Origin of the sequence: Kordia antarctica (genome assembly GCF_009901525.1) — a bacterium.
GTDB lineage: Bacteria > Bacteroidota > Bacteroidia > Flavobacteriales > Flavobacteriaceae > Kordia > Kordia antarctica.
In genome coordinates, this window is record NZ_CP019288.1 from 3,989,366 (window position 1) to 4,004,062 (window position 14,697).

17 protein-coding genes are annotated in these 14,697 nt (G+C 31.6%); 6 read left to right on the top strand and 11 right to left on the bottom strand.

Features of this window, described 5'->3' with window-relative positions:
- Window positions 1–53 precede the first annotated feature (53 nt).
- A complete protein-coding gene (locus IMCC3317_RS16590) occupies window positions 54–221 on the top strand; it encodes a hypothetical protein (protein ID WP_160130603.1) in 168 nt (55 codons plus the stop codon).
- 43 nt (window positions 222–264) lie between these two features.
- Here IMCC3317_RS16590 and IMCC3317_RS16595 read toward each other — a convergent pair whose 3' ends face one another.
- Both IMCC3317_RS16595 and IMCC3317_RS16600 read right to left on the bottom strand, forming a co-directional pair.
- Window positions 265–933, bottom strand: coding sequence for a response regulator transcription factor (locus IMCC3317_RS16595; RefSeq protein WP_160130604.1), 669 nt, complete (start codon window positions 931–933; stop codon window positions 265–267).
- An 8-nt stretch (window positions 934–941) separates the two neighbouring features.
- A complete protein-coding gene (locus IMCC3317_RS16600) occupies window positions 942–2,831 on the bottom strand; it encodes a tetratricopeptide repeat-containing sensor histidine kinase (protein WP_160130605.1) in 1,890 nt (629 codons plus the stop codon).
- Between the two features lie 542 nt (window positions 2,832–3,373).
- Between IMCC3317_RS16600 and IMCC3317_RS16605 the strand changes: the two genes are divergently transcribed.
- The 4 genes from IMCC3317_RS16605 to IMCC3317_RS16620 all read left to right on the top strand — a co-directional run bounded on the left by IMCC3317_RS16605 (window position 3,374) and on the right by IMCC3317_RS16620 (window position 6,364).
- Window positions 3,374–3,544, top strand: coding sequence for a hypothetical protein (locus tag IMCC3317_RS16605; protein ID WP_160130606.1), 171 nt, complete (start codon window positions 3,374–3,376; stop codon window positions 3,542–3,544).
- 44 nt (window positions 3,545–3,588) lie between these two features.
- Window positions 3,589–4,302, top strand: a complete 714-nt coding sequence (locus tag IMCC3317_RS16610) for a hypothetical protein (protein WP_160130607.1) — start codon at window positions 3,589–3,591, stop codon at window positions 4,300–4,302.
- A gap of 5 nt (window positions 4,303–4,307) precedes the next feature.
- A complete protein-coding gene (locus tag IMCC3317_RS16615; protein ID WP_160130608.1) occupies window positions 4,308–5,267 on the top strand; it encodes a hypothetical protein in 960 nt (319 codons plus the stop codon).
- A 200-nt stretch (window positions 5,268–5,467) separates the two neighbouring features.
- On the top strand, window positions 5,468–6,364 hold the full coding sequence (locus IMCC3317_RS16620; RefSeq protein ID WP_160130609.1) for a UbiA prenyltransferase family protein: 897 nt from the start codon (window positions 5,468–5,470) through the stop codon (window positions 6,362–6,364).
- Here the strand turns inward: IMCC3317_RS16620 and IMCC3317_RS23900 are convergent.
- From IMCC3317_RS23900 to IMCC3317_RS16665, 9 genes are all read right to left on the bottom strand, one after another.
- Window positions 6,357–6,833, bottom strand: coding sequence for a methyltransferase family protein (locus tag IMCC3317_RS23900; RefSeq protein WP_160130610.1), 477 nt, complete (start codon window positions 6,831–6,833; stop codon window positions 6,357–6,359). The genes IMCC3317_RS16620 and IMCC3317_RS23900 overlap by 8 nt on opposite strands.
- A gap of 479 nt (window positions 6,834–7,312) precedes the next feature.
- Window positions 7,313–7,783 (bottom strand): relaxase/mobilization nuclease domain-containing protein, encoded by a 471-nt coding sequence (locus tag IMCC3317_RS16630; RefSeq protein ID WP_160130611.1) that lies wholly within the window; start codon window positions 7,781–7,783, stop codon window positions 7,313–7,315.
- Window positions 7,784–7,833: 50 nt separating this feature from the next.
- On the bottom strand, window positions 7,834–8,250 hold the full coding sequence (locus tag IMCC3317_RS16635; RefSeq protein WP_160130612.1) for a hypothetical protein: 417 nt from the start codon (window positions 8,248–8,250) through the stop codon (window positions 7,834–7,836).
- Window positions 8,250–9,017: a hypothetical protein gene (locus tag IMCC3317_RS16640; protein ID WP_160130613.1), complete on the bottom strand. Its 768-nt coding sequence runs from the start codon at window positions 9,015–9,017 to the stop codon at window positions 8,250–8,252. The genes IMCC3317_RS16635 and IMCC3317_RS16640 overlap by 1 nt, the downstream gene beginning before the upstream one ends.
- Before the next feature lie 90 nt (window positions 9,018–9,107).
- Complete coding sequence (locus IMCC3317_RS16645) at window positions 9,108–9,470, bottom strand: hypothetical protein (RefSeq protein WP_160130614.1); 363 nt, start codon at window positions 9,468–9,470, stop codon at window positions 9,108–9,110.
- On the bottom strand, window positions 9,467–10,930 hold the full coding sequence (locus IMCC3317_RS16650) for a type IV secretory system conjugative DNA transfer family protein (RefSeq protein WP_160130615.1): 1,464 nt from the start codon (window positions 10,928–10,930) through the stop codon (window positions 9,467–9,469). The genes IMCC3317_RS16645 and IMCC3317_RS16650 overlap by 4 nt, the downstream gene beginning before the upstream one ends.
- A 13-nt stretch (window positions 10,931–10,943) precedes the next feature.
- The gene (locus tag IMCC3317_RS16655) at window positions 10,944–11,093 is read right to left on the bottom strand and encodes a hypothetical protein (protein ID WP_160130616.1); all 150 of its coding nucleotides are present in this window, start codon (window positions 11,091–11,093) and stop codon (window positions 10,944–10,946) included.
- A complete protein-coding gene (locus tag IMCC3317_RS16660; protein ID WP_160130617.1) occupies window positions 11,086–11,802 on the bottom strand; it encodes a hypothetical protein in 717 nt (238 codons plus the stop codon). The genes IMCC3317_RS16655 and IMCC3317_RS16660 overlap by 8 nt, the downstream gene beginning before the upstream one ends.
- Complete coding sequence (locus IMCC3317_RS16665; RefSeq protein ID WP_160130618.1) at window positions 11,799–12,875, bottom strand: hypothetical protein; 1,077 nt, start codon at window positions 12,873–12,875, stop codon at window positions 11,799–11,801. Before IMCC3317_RS16665 ends, IMCC3317_RS16660 begins: the two co-directional genes overlap by 4 nt.
- Before the next feature lie 413 nt (window positions 12,876–13,288).
- On the opposite strand from IMCC3317_RS16665, the gene IMCC3317_RS16670 reads away from it, so the two are divergent.
- Window positions 13,289–14,659, top strand: coding sequence for a hypothetical protein (locus IMCC3317_RS16670; RefSeq protein ID WP_160130619.1), 1,371 nt, complete (start codon window positions 13,289–13,291; stop codon window positions 14,657–14,659).
- Window positions 14,660–14,697: the final 38 nt, after the last annotated feature.

A 14,697-nucleotide genomic window follows, 5' to 3' on the forward strand; every position in this document is an offset into this window, starting at 1 on the left:
TTTGAGTTGCGACCTCAAACTAACCTGATCAGGACACTAATACTTAATGTGTCATGAGAAAGTTTTTAATTCTCATCCCTTTAGCATTTACTTTAGGAATGACATCTTGCTCAGTTGAAGAGCTTGATGATGAGCAAACAAATATTTCTGCTACTGACAACGCTTCTGAATCTCCATCAGAGAATACTGGAGAAGAGGAAGAGTTAGAGCCAAACGAATAATTTGTTTAACTAGGGTGCTGAGTTTTTTAGCACCCTTTTTAATTTATATAGATTTAAAAGGAGGAATAGTTTCTTCTACATTTTCCCTATTAGAACCCCTATATTTTATGTATTTCACAATCAACTCTGTTGTTTTTTTTACTTTAAACTTTTCAAATAAATTTCTAATATGTTTTTCAACGGTTCTAGGGCTGATGAATAGTTGTTCTGCTATTTCTAGTTGTGTTAATCCTTCAGCTAATAAAGAAATAATTTGTTTTTCTCGTTTAGTAGTTTTTATCCAACGACTATTTTCAAGAATTTTTTCTACTTCTATATCGGTATAAGTATTCCCTTTTATAATTTCATTTATTGCAGTAAAAGTTTCTTTTATATCTGATCTTTTGTCGATATAAGCATCAACATGGCATTCATTGAATAGTTGTTCATGTAAATATGTTTTTATGTTTTCAGTAAGCACAATAATTTTTTTCTTTGAATGTTGCTGTTTTATTTTTTTAGCAATATCAATCCCGTCATATTCTGATGTTCCTAAATTTAAATCTAGAATTATAATATCAACAGAACACTCTTTTAACTGTATTAGAGCTTCATTTCTATTTGTTGCAATAAAAACTTGATCAATTATAGAATTTTGAAGTAGTAATGCTTCTAGTCCTTGTGCAAAGGATTTTGAATCTTCAACGATTAAAATATTTATTTTTTTATTCATACTAAATTTTATTTAAGAGGAATTATAATCGTTATAGAAACCCCTTTGTCTGAACTTTCAACGATATGTGTTCCTCCAAGAAGTGAAACTCTATTCTTTATATTCATAAGACCTATGCCGCTGTTGTCAGACTTTAAAATACCAATTCCATTATCAGAAATACTTATATTTAAAAACCCGTCTTTATCTGTAAAATGAGTAATCACTACTTCAGTTGCTTGGGCATGCCTTCCTATATTATTTATGATTTCTAAAAAAACAGCATAAAAGTTAGTTTGCGCATCTATACTTATTTCATCTAATTCTTCAGGTAATGGTGGGTCAATATCAACTAAAGTTTTAGAATAGAGTTGAAACTCCGATAGATGTGAGATTAGAATTTCCCTGAAAGGAATATGTTTTATGCGATCTCTTAATGGAGATAATCTGTGAGAAATAAGTCGTATTTGCTTACTACTTTCTTTTAATTCATTAACAATATTAGTTATATAAGATTGATTATTTTCTAATGTAGGGATAGCTTGCATTTTTAAACGAATACCATTAAGGTTTGAAGCAATTAAATCATGTAAATCTTTACTAATACCATCTTTTATGACTTCTTGCGCTTTGAAAATATCGTGCAATTTTTTTAACTCAAAATCTCGCTGTTTTATCTTTTGTTGTTGTCGGAGATAAAAGTAAATTCCAATAGAAAAAAGCAATAAAACTCCTAGAAGGATCAAAAAAACATCTTTTCTTCTAAGATTTTTTTCTTGCAAATTAATAACCTTTTCTTGTGTTTTTTTATCCGTTGATAGCCCTACAATTTGCTTATCCTTTATCTCAGTATGAAATTGTTGTTGTAATTGTTGAGTATTTTGATCTTGATTATCATTAAAGACAGTTGTATATAATTTTTTATACTTTGTATGATACACAATACTTTCTTTAAAGTCTTCAATAGATTCATAATAAAGCGCGTTGATTTCAAGGTTTCTAAGGAGTACATCTTTATTATTTATTGAAGAAATCACTGTTTTAATAGTATCTAAATAATTCTTAGCATGGATATGATCTTTTTTTTCTAGATAAATAAACGCAAGTTCATTTAATGTATCTGCGATAGCAATACTATCTTGCTCTTTACGTTTTTCTGTAAGAGCTTTTTTATAAGTAGCTAATGCAGCTGTATACTTTTCTTGTTTGTGATAAATAGAAGCTAAATTACTAAGCATTCGACCTATTTCTTTTTTTCTAGATAAAGGTTCTTGAATTTTAATGGCTTTTTGATAGTAATGTTCCGCAGAATCGTATCTTTTGAAATCTTTATAAAAATTTCCCATATTATTATAACTGTAAGAAATTTTTAAAGAATCCTTTTGTTGAATTCTTAATTTCAAACTCTCTTTATAATATATTTCAGCGATATCTAGATGTCCTAAAAGGCGTTGTGTGTCTGCTATTGTGTTAGCAGTAGAAGCTTTTTTTTCATTCATCTGGAGTTTGTCAAACCCTTTGTATGCTTTAATAAGGTATCGAATAGCTTCATTGTAAACTCCTGCATTTTTATATAATATTCCAGCTTTTAAATAAGTTAGAAATTGATCTTTTGAAGAAGGTAGTTTATTATATATAAAAAGAGATTTTTCTAAACAATATAAAACACTATCCTGCTCATGTTGTTTTCTATATAAGAGGGAAAGGTTTAAATATGAATCTGCTGAATGTTTGGTAACAGGATTGGCTGTAATACTCTGTTTAAAGAACCTTTTAGCTTTTTTATACTTTTTTCTTTTATAATATATAAGTCCTATTTTTTTATAAATAAAGCTGGCATCATCAGTTAACTCATGTTTTGCCGCAATTTCTAAGGCTTTGGAATATATCGTTATTGCATCTTCGTACTTAGATTCCAATTCTAGTTTTTTTGCCTCTGCTAATAATTCGGTTATTTCTGAATTGAAGACCAAATTAAATGCATTGCTTTCATATCCCCAAAATAGAGTTAACAATAGTAAGATGGTGCAAATTTTTTTTTCACTTTAAGAATTTATATTGTTACTAAAGTAGTTCATTTTCTTCTTAGTAAGAAAGATGTGTTTAAAAATACAGGAATTTACGCATAGAATTACACTTTTTTTTTAACCAAATTTGTTTCAGATAAAATGATGACAATTTAATTATCAGTCTAAAACCTGATTAAAAAATACTTTCTCTAGATGATATTCAAGTCTTTGCTAAAAAACATAAACACTTGTAAGGAGTTCCTTCGTCTAAAGATATTGAGGCAACAGTAGGTGTTTTGGTCAATAGAGCAACAGAAATAAATTTGGGAAAAATAGAAGAACTTTTTTACACCTTATAGAGCTTAAAAAAAGGAAATGAGAAATTAAAAGCGAAAATAGAAACTCTTGATATCAAATGTGATGAAACTTTCGCTATAAAAAATTAATGATTTATGATTGATAATGTTTTTTTAAATGAAGATTATATTGGTACAATAAAAGAGAAATTAAAAATTCAAAAAATATTAAAATCTAAGCGAGAATCAATACCTAATAGATTCAAAAATTATATTTCATTAGAAGAATTAATGGATAAGAAAATAATTTCAGAAGATTTTTTTTAGAAAAGATTAATCTTGTTAAGCTTTTAATTAGATCAACATATAGTATGTTTAATTTCATCCCATTCGACCGTTATTTAGTTTCAATGCCGGAAAGTGATAAATTAGGAGGTTTTTATGACGAAAAAGGAGGAGGTTTTTATTATTTTAACTTAATGGCATTCACAACTCTTCTCAACATCGAAATAGTTGGTTGTGAAAAATTAGTTGTAGCGGAACTTTTACGGAATTATATTCATGACTGTATTCATTTTTCTACTTATAGAACTTTTAGACTAGTAGATGATGGGAAAAACAACTTTACTATCTATAGAGAACAATATGGAATTAATTATAGAAATCAATATGGAGACTCCTATTCAAGTAAAGATTTATCGAAATCAATACCTAAAGCTATTAATCTCAATTTATTAATGGATGGTGTTAATGCAGTTTATACAAGTTATATAATTGATTCAATCTTTAAAAAAGATAGCTTTAAAACTAAAAACTTATTAAATAAAGAGATACTGTTAGATTTGACCAAATTAAAGATAAGTAACTTTCAATTGTTTGATAGTTGTCCAATTATGTTTTATAATGAGGTTATTAATCCTTGTAAAGAATTTATTAATTATTGGGGAGGGTTTCCTTTTATTTGCATATGTCTTAAAGCAATGTTTGGAGGAGAACCAAATTTACTAAATGAGTACTATGAGTATAAAACTCAAGATAAAAACTATTGGATAAACAATTTTAAACAAGCAAACTTTAAAATATAACTAATATGGCGGTATATAAATTTTCAAATAAATTAAAAAAGAATGATGTTGATAAAACAACTTATGAAAGACACCTAACCGGAGAAGAAGATTCTAATGTGTTAGATAAAAATTATATACATAAAATTCAAGAAAGGTTTCATGAATTGGGTTTTGGATATATGGTTGGAAATATAAATGGTTGTTTCAATATAAAGCTTTATGCCACAATTTTAGCATTTCAAATTCAAGCTAAAAGTCAAAAAAGAAATATTTATAATTTTTTTAGTGAAAAAGAATATACAGAAAAAATAAATATTACTTTTTTAGGTCAAGTGAACGGAGTATTTGATAATGAAACGGCTAAAGAGTTAAGTTTGTGGCTCGAAAATAACTATAGAAATTCTTGTGATGTTCCTTTGGTAAAATGGGGAAAAACATGGATTCGATCAGAAACCTCAGAAAAAATTGAGAAAATTAAATCTAAGGTTTTAGGGTTGGGAGGAATCTTTCCTATAAATAGTATAGCGTGTTTTAGGAATCCTGCTAATACAACAATTTCAAAAGGGATGAAGAAAACGAGCTTACATCTAGCTGCCTTAGCTATTGATTTAGATGAATGGCGAGGAATGCAAGATCCCGACACAGACTATTATTATATAGCAGACAGAGATGGAGAGTATTGGGATGTTTTTGTGAAAAGCAAATTGAAAAATAATACTCTTAAAAAAGATTTTACTTTTTATGATTTTGATAAAAGACAATATTATAATAAAACTTTAGAAGGGGGATTTATAAATATTTCAAAATTATTCGAAGAACAAGCAATGATTCCTATTAGAAGGAAAATGGGCTGGGAAAGAGAATATTATTTAACCGAATGGTGGCATTTTCAACGTATCAATACTGATGATTCAATTTGGCAAAAAGAGATGAATAAAATAGGCTATATCAATAAGTTTCTTAAAAAGCAAAATTATATATAAACTCTTAATGAATAGTAACAGTCGCAAGATTACAAGATTAAGTTAAGCTGTCGTTATAACGGAAACTTGCATCTTGTTGAGGACTTTCCTTAAACTACTTTATGCATAATAATGCTATATCCTGATCTTAAGAAAAAATAAGGGTTTTTACGTATTTTTCCTCCCATAAAATTATTGTATTTTAATCGTAAATATTATTCATGAACTTCAACCATATCTTAGCAATTATTAAGCCTAAAGTATTATTGTGGTTTACTGTATCTACTTGTCTTGGATTTTCTGCAATGATCCTTCAGAAAGTACCTGATTATAACTTTGTTTTTCTTGTTGTTGTAATTAGCTTGGTAAATATTGGAGCAATTCTTATCAATGATATTGGTGATATTGATGTTGATATGGCAAGCCCTGAACTCTCAAAAAGGGACAGGTTAATTGCTTCAGGAAAGATTTCTGAAAAAACAGCTTGGAGTTATGTCTGTATAGTGTTTTTACTAGCACTTGTCATTTCTATATTTCACAGCATTTATGCTTTTGTTTTTGTCATGATAATTATGGTCTTTAGTTATGTGTATTCTATCCCACCTCTTCGCTTTTGTGAACGTCCTTATGGGAGCATTTTATACTGGATTATCCTTATCGGGACATGTTATATTATGATGTATATTACCCTAAATGAAAGTATCGAAGTGAGCATTATTTCTCAATTTTCTAGTGTTGTATTTACTTCGGGAGTTGTATTTTTCATAGGGATTGCCGAGATTATTGCTAAGGATTTGAGAGATTATAAGAATGATATAATTGGAGGTAGAAATACTTTTGTTAATCACCTTGGTATTAGAAAAGTGTGCTGGGTAATGATTGTCACTGCGTGGATAGGTATTATTTTATGGGGATTATCCTTTTTTATTTCATCAAATCCTATAAATATTTTTTCATCTATGTGTATTGTTGTAGGGATTATCTGGTGTATAAGAGTTACCACAAGAGGAATTTCTTTAATTAAAAAATATCATCAACCTCTAGCAAAAACTCTTCATGCTGACTGGACAATGATTTATGCTATCATGCAAATATTAACTTTCCTTGCTTTTATTTAATCAGTCTTAACCAACGAGGGGTTCGTTCTGTATACTTCCGGTATTCATCTCCAAATACTTGTTTCATATAGTACTCTTCTCGATATTTTACCCACCAGTTACATAAAATAAAAGATACTATCCACATTAAGATACCACTTATGGTTCCAATAAAAACAAGACATCCAAGAAAGATGAGTAAAATTCCAATATACAGAGGATTTCTTGAAACGCTAAAGAATCCTTCTGTAATAAGCACGTGTTGAGCCTTTAAGGTTAAAATAGAAACTTGTTTGCGGTAAAACTCAAGTGATGGTAGAAGCCTGAAAAACCCTCCTATTATCATTATGGTTAATCCATATCCGCGACTTATTGAACTATAGTATCCTGAAAAATTAAAAAAAGTATCTATGTCAACTGATAGTTTGGCTAAATAGACAGATATACTAATGATAAGTAAGTTTAGTAGAAACAAATATATGTATTTCATAATAGTATAGAATATACCTCCTTGGCAAGATTGCAAGTTCCTACAAATTTTCACTTCGTTACAATTTTTAGAACTTGCGATCTTGCCAAAGTGCACTTTGGAATCCTTTAAACCTAAAAAAGCTATTCCTTTTACAGAAATAGCTTTTTCTCGTTATCGCTCTAATCCACGATTTTTGCGATTACCTTTTGACTTTTTGAGACTCCCCAATCGTTCCTGTTCTTTTGATAGCTGGCGCAAATGTTCTTTTCCAACGCCAAGCGTGGTAAGACGAAACTTTTTATTACCCGACCAAACACCAGTCAATGTTCCATATCGATAATATGGTTCAATTTTTTTGTGAACTAACTTTGTATGAAGTTCCGTAAAATTTTTACACGTCTGAGCAATCTTACTTACTTCGATGGCTAGTTGTTCTTTTTGAGAAAGTACGCCACGAGATTGTTTTATATGCTGTTCTTTCTGTGAAAGCTTGAGGCTTAAACTTTTTTTTTAGAATGTTCAACGATAGAATGACTCAATTGTGGATACTTCTCTTGCTGAAATTCCTGCAACTTAATCTTGAAGCTTTTAAACTCATTTCGTGAAATTCTTGTTGATTTTGAATCAATCCCAACACCCGAAATAATAAAATGGATATGAATAGCTTCATCATAATGGACTCCGCAAACTCCTAGAGATTTTACAGATCGATGTTTCAAATAATACTTAGCGAAGTCTTTTAACATATCTCGTGATAATAACTTGTTGTCTTCTGGAGAAAATGAAATAATCTCGTGTCTGAGTACCGTTCTTTTACTATGGTTAAAGCTTCGCTTATTGTCATTTTCTATAAACATATCTGACCATTGTTCGATGTCATATCCACGAAGATATTTCTTAACGATAAGTTGTTTTCTTTCCAAAGCATCATAATTCATTTTCTTTGGGTCAAATACATATCGTATCAACTTTTGAATGTTTGACCGTTTCGTGGACGTGTGAGAAATAGTTTTTACAATCATGGTAAGAGTTCATATATCGTTATCAATTGTTGTAATACTTCTGTGAGTTGTATTGTTTCATCTTCATGAATGGCTTCTTCAATGTTATCTAGGAGGCTAAGTAACGATTCTCTTATCGCTCCGACGTCATTAGAAGCCTGTTGCTGTTGTATGGCTCGTTGTTTAAGAAGCGCGGTCACTTTGATGTTCTTCTGTTTGGCAATTTCTATAAACATATCGTGGACACTTTTATCAACTCTAAAGGTAACTTGTACATACTGTTCCCGATACCTTTTACGATATCGGGATTGGTATATCTTTCTGTACTCAGCTTTTGCTTGTTTTACCATTTCTGGAGTAACATTCTGTTCTTTTGAAAAACAGTATTCAAGATACAATTGAAGATTAGAAAAGTGCTGTTTAGTCTGTTCCATTATCGTTCGTGATCTTGCTTTGGATTATTTTTATCCACCATCCTTTTTAGTGCTTCTATTCTTTGATGTGGTACGTGTTCGATAGCTTTTTGAGTCATTTTCTTTATCGTTCTCATCTCTCGAAGAAGCGAAAACAAAGATGTTATCTTTTCAAATTGTGGCTCATCTTGATATCTGAGTTTCACCTCTGGATTATCAGGCAGACTAAAAGCAATTCCTTTCATATTATCTCCCATAGGAACATGAGCGGTAAAATTTCTATATAAATCATAGATGATTTTCTTTTGTTTTTTCGTTTCTTGTTTAAACAAATTTTCATCATCAATATCATGGTGCTGTTTTAAATAATGAATAACACTTTCTCTACTAATGTCATCGACTTCTTTTGGTGGAAGAATTATATCTTCGGAAAAAGAGGGCTGTTTTGTATCTTGATGAATATCACGCCTTAATTCATAGCTTTGGTTTAATCGATCAATAGCTAAAAGGAGGCTAAGCGGAGTCTTGATATCCTCTAGAGATGTTGTTTCAGTTAGAAATAAGGATTCATTTTGCATTTTTTTTGAAAAGACTTTATATTCTCGATCATAGTCAAAACCTGTAAATTTTTTGATAGTAGTAAGTGCAAATACCTCTCTTTGTGATCTGTCCTCAAATACTGATTTCAAGTCATCTAAATGGGGATATTTTTCATATAAGAAGCCAATAGTTTCTTTGTGCTTTTCGTAAACTTCTCGCCTTAATTTGTCTAAATTATTATCTTTCATAGTATCGTTTTTATCGTTCTTAATTTTGTTGTAATACTTCAGCGAAGCGTTGTATGAGTTCTTTGGTTATGAGTTTCATAATTTCGATGTTTAATGTTCACGTGTATATTCTTTTGTTAGTTGCTGTAATGCTTTGATTTCAGTCAATCGCTCTTTCTTTCGTTGCATACTGACTTTGACATGTTCAAAGTCTCGTATGGCATCTTGTTCTTCTCCAATCTCTCTAAACTTTTTTCGCTGTGATTTCTTCTGAATCCTTTCAGTGGATTTATCCTTAATCACTTGTTCCGTTTTTTCAATAAGCGTGGAAAGTGACGTTTCCACATCTTCAATAATCTTAGAATAGTTACCGTTTTTAATATGTGTAGCCACTCGTTCTATTCCTCCAATGGATTTAGATATAACAGTTCGAGTTATCGCAAAAAAACGATTCATGTAGTTGCGCCACTTCATGACTCATTCTTGTTTTGTTGATACGCATCAAGTGGTAAGTATTGTGCTAGATAGTTCGCTGTCAGAGATGGTGTATCTTCCTCTAATAATTTGGTGTTGAGATACCGCATGTACTTACCAACCTTGTAAAAAGGCTTCACCTTACAATACAAGGGAAGCAGTCCACCGTTAGGAATGACTATCACACGATCTTTGGGCATCGTTCTAATCTCACTACTACTCATCAGTGGTCGAGTACGCAACATCTTCTTTTCTTTATCCGCATAGTATTCATATTCTCCAAGTGCCTTTGAAATCCGCTCACATTCGTCGTTTAATCCTGTCATATATACGCGACAGGCATTGTTAAGAATAGTTTTTGCATTGTACTCACCATAGCTTTGGTAGAGCTGATTTTCGCTCTGGAGGATTCCCAAGATGGAAAAGTACTTCCTAGCGTTGGAGATTACTTTTGAAAGGCTTGGAATAGGAATGGAGGATAATTCATCAATAAGGAGATACAAATGATTGTCTGATGCTTTAGGAATTGATCGAAATAATTCAGTAAATAACTGTTCAAAAAACAAACCCAATAAAGGACTATAATATTCCATCTCTGCCGTTCCGCAATTTAGAAACAAGACAATCTTTTCCTTTGCCATGTTGGAGAAATCAAAAGTATCTACTGATGTCAGATTGCATAAATTAGGGTCATTCCCAATGAATGATAAATTTCCAATAGCGGAACTAATAATACTGGCTTTGGTGTTATCACTATTTGAAATTAATGCTTTGAATTGTCGCCATTGTTTTTCGGTACTTTTCTCTGCAAACAATCCGCTTACCGCATCTTCATTTCCCGCCAAATTTTCAAGGAGATAATACACGTTTGCGATATTCTGATAAACCTTTGAAGTATGTTCCAAAAGAAAACCAATTAACAGGCTGATTACTTCAATAGATTTTAATTGCCAATAATCTTTGGTTTCTTTACTGCTCTTAGTAACTAAGAGCGTAGCTACTTTGGCAATATCAGATGCATTTTGAATGCGATGCAATGGATTATAGTAAATAGAATGTTCAATATCATTTGGATCAAAGCGATATACTTTATATCCTTTGCTGATAAAAAAATTCATTAGTTTTAGATTTTCTTTTGACGGATCGTTGATAATCATACTTGCATCGATTCCGTTTTTAGATAGTGCAATATTCAAGGCACTGGGCACCAAACATACTGTGGATTTCCCCAGTCCTGTCGGTCCGAAGTATAAGAGATGTTCTTTTGATTTTTCAACACTTAAAAACTTTGTTCCTGTAACAGAAAGTCCGCCGTGGCGTGATGAGAGAAGGGAAGACTCGTTCCCAAACTCAGATGACAAGGAATTATCTTTTTTGGTGATGCTGTCGATACCATCAAACAGGAAGCTAAAGCCTCCTGTGATGATATCGCTAATCGCATAGATTAGTAGCTGTATCATAGTTGTAATTTTATTAATTCAATATTTTTTCAAAGAGCTTACTGAAAAAGCCACTTACGGCTTCAATCAGTTTACTTGCGATAAACATCGCAAGGAGGAGCAGTTTCCACATGGCTTTGACAATACTTCCAAGTGCGCTAAAGAGTATATGTCCTTTATTCATGGCTAGATGTTATGTTGTTGTCCATGCCGATGCGTATCTTCAATCCCGTATCTTTAAACACAGACTTATATATTTTACAGAAATCCGAAAAGAGTTGATTCTCTAGAGTGCTCGTAGGATAGTAGATTATGTATAACGTAATACCGCTATAATCATCCAATGTCAGGTGCGACTGAAACAAATCAACAATCGTATCATAATCCTTATCCATACTTCGCTTGTGTGAAGTACTGTAGCCGTTATACAAGGGAGAATGCTCAACAAGGTCTGAATACAACAGAATAACTTTTTCGCTTGCCTGTGATTGTTGCATGGCTTTTAAGCGTTGAACAAGTGGAATAAAAATATGGGATTGCTTATATTCAAATTCCTTTGTTTGTTCTCGATGAAAGAGCGTATCAATAGTCGCAAAAAAGCTATCCATTTCTGTTTTACGCAAGAGCGTATTACCTAAAATAGAATAGGCAGGAAGCGACAAACTGCGTCGCTTGTTAATATCTGTGTTTCCAATGATTTGATAGGAGAACTCAATAGCCATGTTCACGTTATGTTTTCCATCAAAAACGTAATGAAAATCGCCTATACTTGGCGCAGGAATAACAGCGTGTGTCTTATCAGCTAATACTGAAATAGAGGTGGATTGTGCTATTTCGTGCGTACACGAAAGAATAGCAAATCCAATACAGAAATATATGAATAGATGTTTCATGATAAATAAGTGTTTTCGTTCATAGTTTGATAGTTTAATTTTAATGGTGGTAAATCTTCTTCGTCGGTAGAAAAGAGGAAGGCACATTTTCCGTTACTCAGTAGATGTAATTCACTTTTAAATTCGTGAAAACACGCAAGCATACGGGTTGTAATATCTTGTTCCTTTTGTTTACCGAGGAGTAACAGATTGTGGTAATCGAGCAATCGTAATCGTAGTTTTGGTTCCAAGGTGTTTTTCTCTGCGATATAGGCGTAACGTTTCTGTTCTAAATTTTCAATACTTTTAACGTCAGCTTGGTACTTACCGTATGCGTTTTTTACCGCCACACTTGGACGATATTCATATACTAGATATGTGGCAATTAAATAAGCAAAGAAGTTAATCAAGGTTGGAACGATTGGACTACCGCTGTATATACGTTCCATGTTGGGAAATAGTGCCAAGAGGTAGTCAACTCGCATAGAACTGAAAAGGTAGAAGATGACAAAAATCGGAATCGCCATTAGACAACCCGCCAAAGATTGTTTTTTCAAATTACCCTTACCAAACTGACGTATACATTTGTTGGATAGATGCGCCCAGTAGAAGACTACAATTCCTGAAATTACTGCTATTGAAATTGATGCTACGATTCCACCACCTAGCATGTTGTAAATTTCCATATTCGCCAAGATTTCAAATCCTGCTAAAAAGTAAAGTATCCACAATACCATTTTCCAACGCTTAATAGTTGACTTGTACTGTTTGGCTTCCGAATCAAATCGTGCATTAAGAATGTTCAGAGCATCTTGGGTTTCATCAATCTTTCGATCAAGTTCCAGCGCTTCAGCTTTCATGTTGGCAATATCTGATCCGCCTTTGGCTTGGTGTAATGATCCGTTCAGTCGTTGGTCGGTGTAATCAACCAATTTTTGGAAATCTAATACGAGTCCTGTAATGTAATTACTAATACGAGCCGTTGGTGGAAGTTCGTTAAATTTCTGTACGCTTAATTTTTGTGCGTACTTTAAATACTTGTTTACATATTGGATTTCTTTCTCCTCAATGTGTTTGGATAGTTCACGATCCACGATGGTCGTGATTTTAGCTGAGTCATCAGCTTTTTTGCTAAAGAGTTTCATGACTTTGAAAAAATTAGTTAATAATTGATTTTTTCAAAACCACTTTGAAGGGTTGACTTACGTATCTAAATTTGATACAGTTTTAATGATTCGGCTGGAAGGTAGGATCTTCAACTGAATAAATTGTCAGGATGTCAAAGTTTGGTTTTGGTATCTCTGGCGTATTCCACCTTACGTAATGTTTGGTGGTTTTTTACATTACATTTATTAAGTAATGCTAACGCTTTTGATGTCACGAAGAACATGAAAAGTATTAGTGGAGTAACTCTTTATCCAATGTATACAGGATTTATCTAAGATATTTTATAGATAAACAGGATAATCTTTTTTTTGTATATTTAGCTTTCATATTAGGTAAGAAAATGAATTCGAAAATATTAGTTGTACATAAAGAACATTTGAAGAAATTAGTTGATATTGATGGCGTAACAAGTGATGCTATATATGTCAAATTATTGTACAGACTAAAAGAGTGTAAACAAATTATCGATAGCTTGGAAAATAAAATTCCAACTAACTACAGACCATACCCAACACGAAATAATCTTCAAAAAGGATACTTAGAAATAAAAAACTTGGTGAGTATTTTTTGTTTGTATTTACTTGATTATAAAGACGAAAAATTGCCTAAAATCGATAATCAATTTGATTATACCTTAGAGGGTCTACAGAAAATTTTGGCTCACCTTGATAAAAAGCAACTCAAAGCTATTGATAATAAGATACATTGTAGAAAAGGATTTAATGAGTTATTAGAAGCGTTAACAAAAAACGATCACCCTTTTGGTTTAATTTCTATCGATGGGAACTGGAATATTATTGGAGAAAAATGTGAACCTATTGAAAAAATAGAAGACTACATTAATAGTTTGGATAGTCCTCTTGATGATGAGATAACGCCTTCACAAAATAATTCTTGGATAAGAAACATCAAAAGCTTCTATCGTAAGCATGATCTTAAATTAGGATGGTTATTTAGTTTAATCTTTTCTTGGATACCATACATATCAATACCAATTCTTTCGATAGGTTTTTATAAAGCCTTCAAAAAGAAGATTTCTAAAAAAATGAAATACACAAGTTATATACTTTACTCACTAATATTTTTACTGACGATTGGATACCAACAATATCTAGGTTATGAACATGTAAAATTTCATAATAATAACCTGCAAAAAGGGTATGAACTTGTTAAAGATATAAAAAGCGGTACGTTCAATGTAGATCCTTCGGGTAGGAAAATAGGTTTTATGACGATTGGAGAAGGAAAAGTAAGCGTAGATTCAATAGTTGATCTTATTGTTTTACCTGATTTGAAATACAGAGAGAAGTTTTATTTCACTATTTTCTTAGACTTTCACAATAATGGAATCTTGCCGATCAATAATGTAGGAGCGAGAATTTTTCATCAAAGAATAAATAATGACTTGTACTTAACAGGAAGACTCTCTGGAGACTTTACAAACACTATATCTGATGTGTCGGAAATTCATAATGTGCCTAAGGAATATCAAATTGGTTTTGACGATGCTATAATAAGGAATACTCAAGGTGCTACAAATTTTGAAAGGTGTGCAGGAAGTAATTACGAATTACCTATAAATATAGATATCATGCATAAGATGATTATGTTGCCTAATCTTGGAATAAAAGAAAATGGTTGGTGTGATCAAGGTACCGTTCTTGTATCTTTATTTATTGAGAATATTTCAACTGATACTATACAAAATTAGTTAAATAATTATGTAAAAAAATACTAACGATCAAAATT